We start from the raw sequence: 13873 nt of genomic DNA on the forward strand, positions 1-13873 counted from the left end.
GTTCAGGCCTCCGCGCTGCGGCCCTTCAGGGCGAACATGCCCTGCGGGCGTTTCTGGATGAACAGCACGATCATCACCAGCACCGCGATCTTGGCGAGCACGGCGCCCCAGAACGGTTCGATCGCCTTGCTGACCAGCCCCAGGCCGAAGCCGCCCACCACGGTGCCGGCGATCTGGCCGACGCCGCCCAGCACCACCGCCATGAAGGAGTCGATGATGTAGTTCTGGCCGAGGTCGGGGCCGACGTTGCCGATCTGCGAGAGCGCGCAGCCGCCCAGGCCCGCGATGCCGGCGCCGAAGGCGAAGGCATAGGAATCGACGCGCGCGGTCTTCACGCCCACGCAGGCCGCCATCCGGCGGTTCTGCGTGACGGCGCGCACGAACAGGCCGAGCCGGGTCCTGGTCAGCACGCCCCAGGCGATCGCCACCACCAGCAGCGAGAACACCAGGATCGCGATGCGGTTGTACGGCAGGATCAGGTTCTGCATCAGGGTCACGCCGCCGCTCATCCAGGACGGGTTCGAGACCTGCACGTTCTGCGCGCCGAAGATCATGCGGGTGGCCTGGATCAGGATCAGGCTCACGCCGAAGGTGGCCAGGAGCGTTTCCAGCGGGCGGCCGTAGAGATGCTTGAGCACGGTGCGCTCCAGCACGATGCCCACCAGCGCCGCCGCCGCGAAGGAGGCCGGCACGGCCACCAGTGGGTACCAGTCGAAGGCGCCCGGCGCGTAGCGCTGGAACAGCGTCTGCACCACGTAGGTGGCGTAGGCGCCGATCATCAGGAATTCGCCGTGCGCCATGTTGATCACGCCGATCAGGCCGTAGGTGATGGCCAGGCCCAGCGCGGCCAACAGCAGCACGCTGCCGAGCGAGAGGCCGGCGAACAGGGTGCTGGCGATCTCGCCGCGCTCCTGCAGCGAGTGCAGCGCGTCGAGCCCTTGCTGGGCGGCGGCGCGCACCCGCGCATCGGGCTCGGCGTAGCTGCCGTCGGCTTGTTTGGCCACCAGCGGGCGCAGCTGCTCGATCATGTCGAGGTCGTGGCGCGCGGCCACCACGTCGACCGCCTCGAGCCGCCTGGCGGGATCGGCGTCGTGCAGCGCGGCGATCGCCCACAGCGCGTCGAGCCGGCGCTTGAGCGTGGCATCGCTTTCCCTGGCGCGGGCCTTGTCGATCAGCGGCTTGAGCGAGGCATCGGGATTCTTCAGCAGGGCATCGACGGCGGCCGTGCGCGTGGCGAGATCGGGCGAAGCCAGGTCGAGGCCCGACAGCGCGTTGGCGACCTTGCTGCGCAGCAGGTTGTTGAGCGTCACGGCTTGCGCGTCGCCGGGCTGCACGGCGGCGCCCGAGAGGGCGTCCTTGGTGCTGCCGTCGTCGGCTTGCAGCAGCAGCCGGCCGTCGTCGGCGGCCAGCGCGGTGCCGTCGGCCAGCGCATGCAGCAGGCCGACCGAGGCGGCGTCGCCGGCCGCGGCCAGATGATCGATCGCCGCCAGTTTCGCGTCGAAGTCGTCGCCGGCCAGCGCGGCTGTGTCGGCGGCGTCGAGGGCGAAGGCGGCGGGGCTGCCGAGCGCGAATGCCGCGCAAACCAGCAGCATCCGCAGGAAGGGGCGCAGTGTCATGGGAGGGATCCGTCGAGCGAGGACATCGCGGGGCATGAGCGGCACGATCCGAGCCTCATGCCCCGGTACGGCGAATTACGCCAGCGCGGCGGCGCGGCGGCGGCGCAGGAAGTCGCCGATCGAGCTGACCACGTCGGGCTTGCCCGCGTTGCCCGGAATGTAGGGGCTCCACGGCTGGGCGCGCACCGTGGTCTTGGTGCGCCAGACCACGTTGAACTGCCCGTCGGCGCGGATCTCGCCGATCATCACCGGCTTGTGCAGGTGGTGGTTGCCGTCCATCTCCAGCACGAAGCCCGAGGGCGCGTTGAACTTCTGGCCGACCATCGCCGTGCGCACCTTGTCGACGTCCGTGCTCTTGGCCTTCTCGACCGCCTGCTTCCACATGTGGATGCCGACATAGGTCGCCTCCATCGGGTCGTTGGTCACGCGCTTGGCGCCGCCGGGCAGGTTGTTCTTCTTGACCCAGTCCGCGAACATCGCCTTGAACTTGGCGTTCTCCGGGTTGCGCAGCGACATGAAGTAGTTCCAGGCGGCCAGGTTGCCGACCAGCGGCTTGGTGTCGATGCCGCGCAGCTCCTCCTCGCCCACCGAGAAGGCCACCACCGGCACGTCGGTGGCCTTGAGGCCCTGGTTGCCGAGCTCCTTGTAGAAGGGCACGTTCGAATCGCCGTTGATGGTCGAGATCACGCAGGTCTTGCCGCCCTGCGAGAAGGTGCGGATGTTCGAGACGATGGTCTGGTAGTCGCTATGGCCGAAGGGCGTGTAGACCTCCTGAATATCCGCGTCCTGCACGCCCTTCGATTTCAGGAAGGCGCGCAGGATCTTGTTGGTGGTGCGCGGGTACACGTAGTCGGTGCCGAGCAGGAAGAAGCGCTTGGCGCCGCCGCCCTCGGCGCTCATCAGGTATTCGGTGGCGGGAATCGCCTGCTGGTTCGGCGCCGCGCCCGTGTAGAACACGTTGCGCGACATCTCCTCGCCTTCGTACTGCACCGGGTAGAACAGCAGGCCGTTGAGTTCCTCGAACACCGGCAGCACCGACTTGCGCGACACCGAGGTCCAGCAGCCGAACACCACCGCCACCTTGTCCTGGGTCAGCAGGCCGCGCGCCTTCTCGGCGAACAGCGGCCAGTTCGAGGCCGGGTCGACCACCACCGGCTGCAGCTGGCGGCCCATCACGCCGCCGGCCTTGTTGATTTCCGCGATGGTCATCAGCGCGGTGTCCTTCAGCGAGGTCTCGGAGATCGCCATCGTGCCGGACAGCGAATGCAGCACGCCAACCTTGATCGGCCCCTTGTCCTCGGCGTGGGCGAGCGGCAGGCGCCCCGCCAGCGTGAGTGCACCGGCCATCGATCCGATCTTCAACAGACTGCGACGCTTCATCGAGTTCCCCTTGACGTGTTGGCGTGATTGCGCCGAGCCGGCGCTTCGAGGAGCGATAACGCAAGGCATGTGCCAGCGGGCCCGGAATCCCCAGGCGACGGGGCTCGGCAGGGCTTTTTGTTCGCCGGGCGAGCCGTCGCGGTGCAGGCGCGCGGCACGCCGATGAGCCGCGGCGGTGCAAGGGCGCGGCCGATCGTGGTGCATCGGCGGGCGATGCACAGCCGACGATCATGCGTGTGCGCGATGCGTGCGGCGCCCGCACGTTCGGGACGCATCGCACGCACCGCGATGTATCGGGAAGGGGGAGCGGCGGGGCGGCGCCCCGCGCGCGGGCATCGGCGGCGCACAAAAACGAACGCCGCTGCCTGGAGGGCAGCGGCGTTGGGGAGCGAGGCGCTCGGGACGGCTTGCTTCGGCTCGCGAGGGGCCGGGGCCCGCCCGGCGGATCAGTAGCGCGGGACGGCCGGATCGACGTCGCGCGACCAGGCGTCGATGCCGCCCTGGAGGTTGTAGAGCTTCGTGAAGCCGCGCGATTCGAGGAACATCGCGACCTGCGCGCTGCGCATGCCGTGATGGCAGACGCAGACGATCTCGGCTTCGTCGTCGAGCTCCTCGCTGCGCGCGGGGATCTGCTGCATCGGGATCGACACGCTGCCCGCGATGCTCGCGGTGGCGATCTCCCACGGTTCGCGCACGTCGAGCACGAGCGGCGCGGGGCGGGACGAATCGGCCAGCCAGGCGGCCAGGGCGGGGGCGGTCAGGATCTGCATCGGCATGAGGATATCGGGGTGGCGTGGATCAGAACTTGAAGCGCGAGGGCTCCATGGCGTTGACGAGGTGGTCGACGTAGGTCTCGAACACGTCGGCGACGCGGAACTGCTTGTCGTCGATGCGCGTGATGATCTGCGCCTTCATGACCGGGCGCGAGCCGACGAAGGCGGCCAGCCGGCCGCCCACCTTCAGCTGCTCCAGCAGCTCCTGCGGCACCACCGGCAGGCCGCCCGAGACGCAGATCACGTCGTAGGGGCCCTTCTCGGGCAGGCCGCGCGCGGCGTCGGCCAGCACCACCTCGGCATTGCTCACGCCGTTGTCGCGGAGCTTGTCGGTGGCGAACTGCACCAGGGCCGGGTCGATGTCGACCGTCACCACGTGCTGGCCGCGATGGGCCAGCAGGGCGGCCATGTAGCCCGAGCCGGCGCCGATCTCGAGGATGCTCTCGTGCTTCTTGACCGCCAGCTCCTGCAGCATGCGCGCCTCGACGCGCGGGGCCAGCATCTTCTGGCCGCCCGGCAGCGGCAGTTCCAGATCGGCGAAGGCCAGATCACGGTAGACGCTCGGCACGTACAGCTCGCGCTTGACGACCGACAGCAGGCTCAGGACCTCAGGGTCCAGCACTTCCCACGGCCGGATCTGCTGTTCGATCATGTTGAAACGCGCATTGTCGATGTTCATGGTGGTCTTGCCGCGGGGCGGCCGTCAGCGGGGAAATTGAGTGACCGATTGTACCAAACGCCTCGCCATCGCTGCGCCCGGACGCGGCGGCGGGATGCCTTCGCGCAAGGCCGCGCGGCGCCCGGGACGACCGGGGAGCGAGGCGGGCGGGGCTGCCATGCCACGGCGGGCCGGCACCGCGCCGCGCCATGGACCGGCAGGGCGCCGGCGGCGCCCGTCTCAGCCCTTGGCCTTGCGGATCTTGTCCTCGAAGGCCTCGTCGAGCTTGCTGGCCTTGCGCGGCGCCGGCGGCGAGAGGCCGTTGACGAAGGCCACGAACTCGTCGAGCGGCAGCGGCGCGCAGAGCTTCTCGAGGCTGCCGCTGGCGCGGTCGGTCAGGTAGAACAGGTCGCCCGGCACGCTGACGGCGGCATAACGCGGATTGCCGGTGCGGGTCTTCAGGCGTTCGACCGCGTGGGTCGCTTTGGTCGTGCGCATGGGGAACGGCGAAAAGCGGGAAACCGCCACTGTAGCGCAGATGGCGGGCGGCTCGCCGGGCCCGGTTCAGAGCGTGCGCGAGCAGCGGCCGGCCATCGCGTCCGACAGGTAGGCGTCGAAGCACATCGCGATATTGCGCACGAACGGCCGCCCGGCGGGGCGGATCGTCAGGCAGCCCGGTTCGATCGCGACCAGGCCGTCGCGCTCGAATTCGCGCAGCGCGGCCAGTTCGCGGGCGAAGCGATCGGCGAAGCGGATCCCGTAGGTGACCTCGATCTCGGCGAAGGGCAGGGTGGCATGGCACATCAGGCGCATGATCACGTCGCGACGCAGCCGGTCCTCGGCGCTCAGCCGCCGGCCGCGCGCGATCGGCAGCCGGCCCGCGTCGATCGCCGCGCCCCAGGCGGCGAGATCCTTGGCGTTCTGCGCGTAGACGTCGCCGACCTTGCCGATCGAGGACATGCCCACGCCGATCAGGTCGGTGTCGGCGCGCGTGCTGTAGCCCTGGAAGTTGCGCTGCAGCGTGCCCTTGCGCTGGGCGGCGACCAGCTCGTCGGAGGGCCGCGCGAAATGATCCATGCCGATGTAGATGTAGCCGGCATGCGTGAGCGTCTCGATCGCCAGGCCCAGCAGGGCCACGCGCGCGGCCGGCGGCGGCAGGCCGTCCGCGTCGATGCGGCGCTGCATCTTGAACAGCTGCGGCAGGTGCGCGTAGCCGAACACGGAGATCCGGTCCGGCGCCAGCTCGATCACGGCGGCGAGCGTGCGCGCGAAGGTCTCGACGGTCTGCTTCGGCAGGCCGTAGATCAGGTCGACGCTGACCGAGCGGTAGCCCACCAGGCGCGCGGCCGAGATCAGGCTGGCGGTGAGTTCGATCGGCTGCTCGCGGTTGACGGCGCGCTGCACCTCGGGATCGACGTCCTGCACGCCGAGGCTGAGCCGGTTGAAGCCCTGCATGCGCAGGTGGGCGAGGGTGGCGGGCGTGGCGGTGCGCGGGTCGATCTCGATCGAGATCTCGGCCTCGTTGTCCGCGGCGATCGGGAAATGGGCGCGGGTGGCGGCCATCAGCTCGGCCATCTGCGCGTCCGACAGGAAGGTGGGCGTGCCCCCGCCCCAGTGCAGCTGCGTGATCACGCGATCCGGATCGAAGCAGCGCGCCTGCAGCGCGAGCTCGCGCTTGAGGCGGTCCAGGTAGGGACGCGCGTGGGCGCGGTTGCGGGTGGCGATGCGGTTGCAGCCGCAATAGAAGCAGGCTGTCGCGCAGAACGGGATGTGCACGTACAGCGACAGCTCGCTGGAGGCCGCGCCCGGGTCGGCCGCCGCGCGCTCGTAGTCGGCGATGCCGAAGGCCTCGTCGAATTGCAGCGCGCTCGGGTAGGAGGTGTAGCGCGGGCCGTTCGCCGTGTATTTCGCCAGCAAATCGGGACGGAACAGGGGGGAGGATGAGCAGGACGTCATGTAGGAATCGACAGGCGACGAGCGACGCGGTTCAGTCTAGTGGCTTCCCGTCTTAACGAGATAAGCCGATCTGGGCGAAGTTTGCGATGGCACAATGCGGGTTCGCGCGGCGGAGCCGGTCTTGGGGCCGGCCCTCGCCGCCTGGTTGAATCAGTGCGGGTTTTTCGACGTGAACGTAGCAGTCAAGCAAGGGGCGGATGCCGCGCATGCGTGCCGCGAGGGATGCGGCGCCTGTTGCATCGCGCCCTCGATTTCGAGCCCGATCCCGGGCATGCCCGACGGCAAGCCGGCCGGCGTGCCTTGCGTGCAATTGGGCGAGGACCTGCGCTGCGCGATCTTCGGCCGTCCCGAGCGCCCCGCGTGCTGCGCCGGGCTGCAGCCGCAGGCCGAGATGTGCGGCGCCTCGCGCGGCGAGGCGCTGGCCTGGCTGACCCGGCTCGAGACCGCGACGCGCCCCGCCTCATGAGCAGGAGATCTGGCATGACCCCATCCCGTGCGAACGGCCGTCGTCGTTTCGTGACGGCCGCGCTCGCGGCCATGGCCGTATCGGCGTCGCTGGCTGCCTGCGGCGCGACGCCCACCTTTCCGTTCATCCCGAACCACTACACGTTCTCGAAGAACGACGTGCAGCGCGCGGTGGCGCGCAAGTTCCCTTACCAGCGCACCGTCTCGCAGGTGCTCGACGTGGCGCTCGCGAACCCGGCGGTGGGGCTGCTGCCCGAGCAGAACCGCATCGCGGTGCAGCTCGACGCGCGTTTCGCCAGCCCGTTCCTGCGCGAGCCGGTGAACGGGACGTTTACGGTATCCGCGCAACTGGCTTACGATCCGGCCAGCCTGTCGGTGGTGCTGCGCGCGCCGGCCGTGGACAGCGTGAACCTGCAGGGCGATGCGCAGGCCTATGCGCCGCAGGTCGGGCAGGCTGCCGGGCTGCTCGCCACGCAGGTGCTGACCAACTATCCGATCTACACCTTCAAGCCCGAGCAATTGCAATTTGCCGGGGTTAACTACGAACCCGGTACAATTACGATCCTTACAAACGGCATACGCGTCGAGATCGTCGAGAAATGACGGCATCGAGCGCGCGGCCGGCCGGGTCGCGTGCTGGATCGACGGGGGGCGACCCGTTTCTGCAACTCTGACGAACGGGCGAAGGATGGACTGGATACTGATCTGCAAGGCGCTGATACTTGGCGTCGTCGAAGGGCTGACGGAGTTTCTCCCGGTGTCGAGCACCGGCCACCTGATCGTCGCCGGCAGCTTCCTCGACTTCAACGCCGAGCAGGAGAAGACCTTCGACGTGGTGATCCAGTTCGGCGCGATCCTCGCCGTGTGCTGGGAATACCGGCGCCGGATCGGCACCGTGGTGGCGGGGCTGCCGACGCGGCCCGAGGCGCGCCGTTTCGCGCTGAACGTGGTGATCGCGACGCTGCCGGCGATCGCGCTGGCCCTGATGTTCGAGAAGGCGATCAAGCGCCTGCTGTTCTCGCCGGTGCCGGTGGCCTTCGCGCTGGTGGCCGGCGGCCTGGTGATCCTGTGGGCGGAGGCGCGCCAGCGCGATCGTAGCGAGCCGGCCCGCGTGATGTCGATCGACGCGCTGAGCCCGCTCGACGCGTTGAAGGTCGGCATCGCCCAGTGCTGCGCGCTGATCCCCGGCGTCTCGCGCTCGGGCTCGACCATCATCGGCGGCATGCTGGCCGGCCTCGACCGGCGCGTGGCGACCGAATTCTCGTTCTTCCTCGCGATCCCGATCATCTTCGGCGCGACCTTCTATGAAACCGTGAAGGACTGGCACGCGTTCTCGGTCGATTCGGTCGGGCTGTTCGCGGTGGGGATGGTGGCGGCCTTCGTCAGTGCCTTCGCCTGCGTGCGCTGGCTGCTGCGCTACGTGGCCTCGCACGATTTCACGGCGTTCGCGTGGTACCGGATCGTGTTCGGGCTGCTGGTCCTGCTGGTCGGCTACAGCGGTTGGCTCGACTGGAGTTGAGCCGGCGCTGCAGTTGCCGCGCATGAAAAAGCGGTCATGCATCCTGTCGATGCATGACCGCTTTTTTTTCGTTCGGGCTCCTCGCGATTCGAGGGGCGGGCGCCGGGATGAAGCTCAGCCGGCGCGCTTGCGGAACACCAGGTCCCAGACGCCGTGGCCGAGCTTCAGGCCGCGTCGTTCGAACTTGGTGACGGGGCGATAGTCGGGGCGCGGCGCGTAGCCCTCGGCGGTGTTCTCGAGCTGGGGATCGGCGCCGAGCACTTCGAGCATCTGCTCCGCGTAGTTCTGCCAGTCGGTGGCGCAGTGCAGGTAGCCGCCCGGCTTCAGGCGCGCCACCAACTGCGCGACGAAGGGCGGCTGGATCAGGCGGCGCTTGTGATGGCGCGCCTTGTGCCACGGATCGGGGAAGAAGATGTGGACGCCGTCGAGGCTGTCGGGCGCGAGCATGTTCTCGAGCACTTCCACCGCGTCGTGCTGGATGATGCGGATGTTGCTCAGATCCTGTTCGCCGATCAGCTTCAGCAGCGCGCCGACGCCGGGCTCGTGCACCTCGACGCCGAGGAAATCGTCGTCGCGGCGATGCGCGGCGATCTCGGCCGTCGAGCCGCCCATGCCGAAACCGATCTCGAGGATGCGCGGCGCCTGGCGGCCGAACACGGCGTTCCAGTCGGGCTGCTCGGGCTGGTAGGGCAGGACATAGCGCGGGCCGAATTCGTCGAGCGCGCGGCGCTGGCCCGTCGACACGCGGCCGGCGCGCGTCACGAAGCTGCGGATGCGGCGCAGGTGCAGCGGGTTGACGTCGTCGGACGGCGTGGCGGAGGCGGCATGGCTGCCGTCATCGTCGGGCGTGCCGTCTTGCGGCAGGCCGGTTTCGTTGGGATCGTGGATCATCGTGTTCAGAATGGACGAGTCGCGCGCTGGCTGCCGGTGCGAGGCGCAGCGCGGCGGTGTGCCTGGTTCGTCGCGTGGTTCGTATCGCCGATCGCCGGCTTGGGCCGAGGCTCGGGAGCGCCGGCCCGGTACGAAAAAGCCGCCTTCATGAGGCGGCTTCGCGCGCGCTTCGGGCTATTTTATCTGTTGCCTGGTGCCTGACAGAGAGCCGCGAAGAGGTACGTAATCTGGAGCGGGCGATGGGAATCGAACCCACGTCATCAGCTTGGGAAGCTGAGGTAATGGCCATTATACGACGCCCGCAGAACGGGGGATTGTACAGGGAGGTGGGTGGGGAGGGCAAGGGGGATCGGGCGGGGAGTTTTGCGGCTCGTGAGGTTCTTGTGGGTGGGGGGAGGAGGGCGGCATGATCGAAGCGCGCGATATTCTTATGGAGATGTCGTAATTGCATGAATGGATTTCTTGGCATTACCACCTAGCTGATCGAGTCGTTCCTGATCTTCGTTATCGTGAAAATAAGAATCCAGGCTGCCGTAGTTGGGCTGGCCCCATGAAAAACCGATTCCGATACTTGTCAGACGCTCAGCAGTGGCAGTAGATGGATGCCTTGGCGAACCATGACCTCGCAATTCCGACAGGGGCGTACGAATGTCATGTTTTGACAGAATGGATTCTGAATGTTCCCCTGCGCTGCTAACGCGCAATCAAATTCTCTTCGCTTGCAATATGATGGCGGCAGGTATCAGTGGCCGGTTTGCTGCTTTGATCGCTGGCAGTGGATTATTAAAAAAGCCTTTCGATACTCAGAGGGTGGCTGCGACGGCCCTAGCGGCCGCCCTCGCCATTGCAGAGCAAGGGGTGTGGGCATCCCTATGAGAGAAAGAGCCTCGTCGGGCTTGCCGTCAACAAGAACCGGGTAGCACATGAACCTGACCGATTTGATTCAGTCACTGCAGGGTGGGCTGATCCAACAAGATCGTCTCTTGAAGACGGACATTCCGTCGTTGCCGGATAACGCGCTCGTGCCTCGTCGCGCCGTGAGCTATTCCGAGCTCGGCCGTGATTTTCGCGTCACTCTGGATATGGTGTCGACGGCCAGCGACATCGAGCTGAAAACGCTGATCGCGCAGCCGATGACGCTTTGGATATTGCTGGCAGACAAGTCCTATTTGCCAATCAACGGCTACATCCATACGGCTCGCCGACTCGGTGCTGAAGGCAGCCAGGCAAGCTATCAGCTGACGTTCGCTTCCTGGATGCACTTCCTCAAACACCGCCGTGACATGCGGTATTGGCAAGATCGAAGCGTCGACGCGATCATCGCCGATGTGTTCAACGCCCATCCGCAGGCGAGCGGGCAGTTCCAGTTTGCATTGTCGAAGCCGCTGCCATCGCGTTCGTATTGTCGTCAAAGCGAATCTGACTGGAATTTTGTCCATCGGTTGATGGAGGAGGAAGGTCTGTTCGGTTTCTGGCGGCAGAACAAGGATGGTAAATCGCATACCTTGGTCGTGACCGACGACGTTCATTCGCTCGATCAGATACAAAGCAATCCTGTCGAGTTTTACAGAGCCGGCGCTGGCAGTGAAGTGGATGCGTTTACGCAGTGGGCGGGTTCGCGGACTTTGCAGAGTTCGGTGCATACAACCCGCACGTTTGACTACAAGGCGCCGTCAGTGGGTGCCAATCCCAAGGGCACGACACTGCCGACCATGGCTGGGCAGGGCAATCTGCCCGAGCAGACCGAGGTCTACGAGTACACGGGGGCCTACACCTACGATCGACAGGATCGAGGCGAGCATCTTTCCAAAGTGCATCTGGAAGAATGGGAATCACGCGCCAAGCGTTTTACCGGAGCGGGTGGCGTGCGCGGCATCGATGCGGGTTTGCGATTCGAATTGAGCGGTCATCCGGAGCATGATCGCGATCCTGCCAGCCAGCGAGAGTTTGCCGTGATCAAGGCATGGCGCTACATCGAGAACAACCTGCCACTGTCGGATCAGGAGGCCAGTTTCCCGCACAGCTTGCAGGATGAGTTGGCTCGGGCAAAAGCGGAATTCTCAGGAGTCTTCGTCAATCATGATGACGGTTCGGCGGGCTTCTATCTGGTCGAAGTCGAGGCGCAACGTACCACGGTTCCATACCGTAGCCCGTTCGAACACAAGAAGCCGGAGATGCACCTGGAGACGGCAATCGTCGTCGGCCCGCAGGGTGAGGAGGTGTACACGGACGAACTCAACCGCGTGAAGCTGATGTTCATCTGGGACCGACAGAATCAGGGTGACGCGGGTGCTTCGTGCTGGGTTCGAGTGGCCCAGTCGGATACGGGCGGCGGCTACGGTGGTGTCCATATGCCCCGCGTCGGTGAAGAGGTACTGGTCGGTTATCTAGGGGGTGATTGCGATAGACCGATCGTCCTGCATCGCGTCTACAACGGAAAAGCTAGCCCGCAGTGGCACAGCAACGGCATTCTGTCCGGGAACCGCTCCAAGGAATACGGCGGCAGCGGCTACAACCAGATGGTGATGGACGACGCGACCGGTCAGAACCGGGTCCAACTGATGAGCAGCAGCGCGAACAGCATGCTGCATTTGGGCTATCTGATCGATCAGAGCGGCAATACACGTGGCGGTTATCTCGGCAGCGGGTTTGACTTGCGGACCGACGATTACGGTGCGGTGCGCGCAAGCCAGGGCCTCTACCTAACGACGCATGCCAAGCAGGCGAGCAGCCAGCCGCTTGATGTGCGCGAGGCTCAGCAGCAACTTGTCAATGCGGAAAGCGTGATCGAGGCGATGTCGCAGGCAAGTCAGACGCATCAGGCGGAAAGCTTGGATGACGGGCATACGGCACTCAAGGCTTTCACTGATGCGACTCAGAATAGCGCGCAAGGCGCCTCGTCGGGGGGGAGGACCGCGGGTGGAGGTACGGGGAGCGCAAATGCGTTCAAGTCGCCGGTCATGCTGATCGCAGCCCCTTCCGGTATCGCATTGTCGGCGCAGCAATCCGCGCATCTATCCAGCGACCAGCAGACCAATCTCGTCAGTGGCCAGGGTATGTTCATCGCCAGCGGGAAGTCGTTGGTCGCGACTGTCGCGGAGAAGATCAGCCTGTTCGTGCAAAACTCCGGGATGAAGCTGTTTGCCGCGAAGGGAAAGGTGGAGGTCCAGGCGCATGCGGACGACATCGAAGTCACCGCGCAAAAGACGGTCAAGGTCTTGTCGGCGACCGAAAATATCGAGATCGCCGCGAAGCAGGAGATCCTGCTTACCTCGGGTGGGGCCTATATCCGGATCAAGGATGGCAATATCGAGATTCACGCGCCTGGAAAGATAGACATCAAGGGAGCGCAGCATTCGTTTGCCGGCCCCGCAAGCTTGCCCTACCCGCTTCCTGGCTTGCCGCAATCCATTTGTGTCGAGTGTCTGCTGAAGCGTGCTGCGTCTCGGGCCGCGCTGATTACAAAGGGAGTTTGAGATGCCTTTGGTAACCGCTGCGTCGGACGGGGGCTTCGTTTCGAGTGTGCAGGCCCACGCGATTGCGGTTCCGGCGCAGGAGAAAGCGCGGGGGCAGCAACCAGCGCCACGATCGGCATGCGCAGAATGCTTGCGGCGGCGAGCAGCCACCCGAGCAGCGTTTGTGGACAAGAAAGGATCATGACTAGATGGAAGCCATAACCCTATTCGCGGCGGCGCAATCGCAACGCGCACATGTCTACGCCTTGGTGGACCCGGCGCAAGACAGAGCCTTGCCGGCTGCGCTGCAGTTCGCTTCAGCCCGCGCCGTATGTCTGCTTGACGGTGCGGCAGACGTGCTCGCAGTCGCTCCACATCTGATTTCGATCGACGAGGCAAATTATCAGCGTGCGGGAGAGTGGTTGGAGCAGCGTGCGTCGCGCGTTCCGTGCGCGACGCTGCTGATCTCCACCATGTCGTTGGAAGCCCTGGTGAGACACTTGAGTTCGTTTATCGATGTCGTTCTTCCGGACAGGACGATCATGGCGCTCGCGTTCTGGGATCCCAGCATACTCGCGGTACTGAACGGCGCTACGGGGGACAGCAGCCAGCACGTTCGCGGCCCTGTGCTGACGCTCGGGCAGAAGCAAGCTTTTCTGGCTCCGATTCTTGAGTGGTGGTATTGGGATCGGATGGGGTGTCTCCAGGCCATAGACTGGAGTAGAGAGGCTGCCGTGAATGCAGTGGTAGCAATACAGCCGCCTCTGCACCTCGACCAAAGTCAGGTGGATGAACTGGTTGAGGCCAGCGTGCCGGACAGTATCTTGTATTACATCCGGCTCAACATGCCAGGTCTGCTGCTTCGCATACCCGAGCCAGCACAGTATGCATTTGTGCGTTCGCAGATACTGAATGCCCGAAAATATGGGCTGGAAGGTACTGGGGATCTCGTCAACTATTGCTGCGTCGCGCTTGCGTATGGAGATGCGTTTGACGCGCTGCCAGAAGTTGCTGTTTTGCTGGAGCAAGTCAGGAGCAAGGTGCTAACCTTCGACGAGTTCATGAAGTTCTTTCCGAGCGATATCCCGACGGTCGACGCGGTTTATTGATGATCTATCTACTGAATTGATGAAATGAAAAAAAGATCTGAAATCGCAATC

General features: G+C 65.5%; 12 protein-coding genes and 1 tRNA gene. 5 read left to right on the top strand and 8 right to left on the bottom strand.

Annotation, left to right across the window (positions count from 1 at the left end; translation table 11 throughout):
* Positions 1-2 precede the first annotated feature (2 nt).
* The 6 genes from urtB to hemN form a co-directional block, all read right to left on the bottom strand.
* Positions 3-1616, bottom strand: a complete 1614-nt coding sequence (gene urtB, locus F3J18_RS00740; protein ID WP_166910719.1) for an urea ABC transporter permease subunit UrtB — start codon at positions 1614-1616, stop codon at positions 3-5.
* Positions 1617-1691: 75 nt separating this feature from the next.
* Positions 1692-2996: an urea ABC transporter substrate-binding protein gene (gene urtA, locus F3J18_RS00745; protein ID WP_025102061.1), complete on the bottom strand. Its 1305-nt coding sequence runs from the start codon at positions 2994-2996 to the stop codon at positions 1692-1694.
* A gap of 446 nt (positions 2997-3442) precedes the next feature.
* Positions 3443-3766: a rhodanese-like domain-containing protein gene (locus tag F3J18_RS00750; RefSeq protein ID WP_025102060.1), complete on the bottom strand. Its 324-nt coding sequence runs from the start codon at positions 3764-3766 to the stop codon at positions 3443-3445.
* Positions 3767-3794: 28 nt separating this feature from the next.
* A complete protein-coding gene (locus tag F3J18_RS00755; RefSeq protein WP_123036358.1) occupies positions 3795-4448 on the bottom strand; it encodes a protein-L-isoaspartate O-methyltransferase in 654 nt (217 codons plus the stop codon).
* 219 nt (positions 4449-4667) lie between these two features.
* The gene (locus F3J18_RS00760; protein WP_025102058.1) at positions 4668-4925 is read right to left on the bottom strand and encodes a hypothetical protein; all 258 of its coding nucleotides are present in this window, start codon (positions 4923-4925) and stop codon (positions 4668-4670) included.
* A gap of 66 nt (positions 4926-4991) precedes the next feature.
* Positions 4992-6383 (bottom strand): oxygen-independent coproporphyrinogen III oxidase, encoded by a 1392-nt coding sequence (gene hemN, locus F3J18_RS00765; RefSeq protein WP_166910721.1) that lies wholly within the window; start codon positions 6381-6383, stop codon positions 4992-4994.
* 169 nt (positions 6384-6552) lie between these two features.
* Between hemN and F3J18_RS00770 the strand changes: the two genes are divergently transcribed.
* The 3 genes from F3J18_RS00770 to F3J18_RS00780 all read left to right on the top strand — a co-directional run bounded on the left by F3J18_RS00770 (position 6553) and on the right by F3J18_RS00780 (position 8367).
* Complete coding sequence (locus tag F3J18_RS00770) at positions 6553-6849, top strand: YkgJ family cysteine cluster protein (protein WP_025102056.1); 297 nt, start codon at positions 6553-6555, stop codon at positions 6847-6849.
* 14 nt (positions 6850-6863) lie between these two features.
* A complete protein-coding gene (locus tag F3J18_RS00775; protein WP_036034269.1) occupies positions 6864-7451 on the top strand; it encodes a DUF1439 domain-containing protein in 588 nt (195 codons plus the stop codon).
* 85 nt (positions 7452-7536) lie between these two features.
* A complete protein-coding gene (locus F3J18_RS00780) occupies positions 7537-8367 on the top strand; it encodes an undecaprenyl-diphosphate phosphatase (RefSeq protein WP_025102054.1) in 831 nt (276 codons plus the stop codon).
* 114 nt (positions 8368-8481) lie between these two features.
* On the opposite strand, the gene trmB is transcribed toward F3J18_RS00780, so the two are convergent.
* Entirely contained in the window at positions 8482-9258 is a 777-nt protein-coding gene (gene trmB / locus F3J18_RS00785) for a tRNA (guanosine(46)-N7)-methyltransferase TrmB (RefSeq protein ID WP_166910723.1), read from the bottom strand.
* Positions 9259-9486: 228 nt separating this feature from the next.
* Positions 9487-9561 (bottom strand) — tRNA-Gly (locus F3J18_RS00790).
* Between the two features lie 620 nt (positions 9562-10181).
* Between F3J18_RS00790 and F3J18_RS00795 the strand changes: the two genes are divergently transcribed.
* Positions 10182-12734, top strand: coding sequence for a type VI secretion system Vgr family protein (locus tag F3J18_RS00795; RefSeq protein ID WP_166910725.1), 2553 nt, complete (start codon positions 10182-10184; stop codon positions 12732-12734).
* Positions 12735-12922: 188 nt separating this feature from the next.
* Complete coding sequence (locus F3J18_RS00800; RefSeq protein WP_166910726.1) at positions 12923-13822, top strand: DUF4123 domain-containing protein; 900 nt, start codon at positions 12923-12925, stop codon at positions 13820-13822.
* Positions 13823-13873 lie beyond the last annotated feature (51 nt).

The organism is Burkholderia sp. Ax-1720, from assembly GCF_011753035.1.
GTDB classification, from domain to species: Bacteria; Pseudomonadota; Gammaproteobacteria; order Burkholderiales; family Burkholderiaceae; genus Burkholderia; species Burkholderia gladioli.

Coding starts and splice junctions, on each gene's coding strand:
- urtB (WP_166910719.1), bottom strand. CDS start 1,616: ATGACACTGCGCCCCTTCCTGCGGATGCTGCTGGTTTGCGCGGCATTC.
- urtA (WP_025102061.1), bottom strand. CDS start 2,996: ATGAAGCGTCGCAGTCTGTTGAAGATCGGATCGATGGCCGGTGCACTC.
- F3J18_RS00750 (WP_025102060.1), bottom strand. CDS start 3,766: ATGCAGATCCTGACCGCCCCCGCCCTGGCCGCCTGGCTGGCCGATTCG.
- F3J18_RS00755 (WP_123036358.1), bottom strand. CDS start 4,448: ATGAACATCGACAATGCGCGTTTCAACATGATCGAACAGCAGATCCGG.
- F3J18_RS00760 (WP_025102058.1), bottom strand. CDS start 4,925: ATGCGCACGACCAAAGCGACCCACGCGGTCGAACGCCTGAAGACCCGC.
- hemN (WP_166910721.1), bottom strand. CDS start 6,383: ATGACGTCCTGCTCATCCTCCCCCCTGTTCCGTCCCGATTTGCTGGCG.
- F3J18_RS00775 (WP_036034269.1), top strand. CDS start 6,864: ATGACCCCATCCCGTGCGAACGGCCGTCGTCGTTTCGTGACGGCCGCG.
- F3J18_RS00780 (WP_025102054.1), top strand. CDS start 7,537: ATGGACTGGATACTGATCTGCAAGGCGCTGATACTTGGCGTCGTCGAA.
- trmB (WP_166910723.1), bottom strand. CDS start 9,258: ATGATCCACGATCCCAACGAAACCGGCCTGCCGCAAGACGGCACGCCC.
- F3J18_RS00795 (WP_166910725.1), top strand. CDS start 10,182: ATGAACCTGACCGATTTGATTCAGTCACTGCAGGGTGGGCTGATCCAA.
- F3J18_RS00800 (WP_166910726.1), top strand. CDS start 12,923: ATGGAAGCCATAACCCTATTCGCGGCGGCGCAATCGCAACGCGCACAT.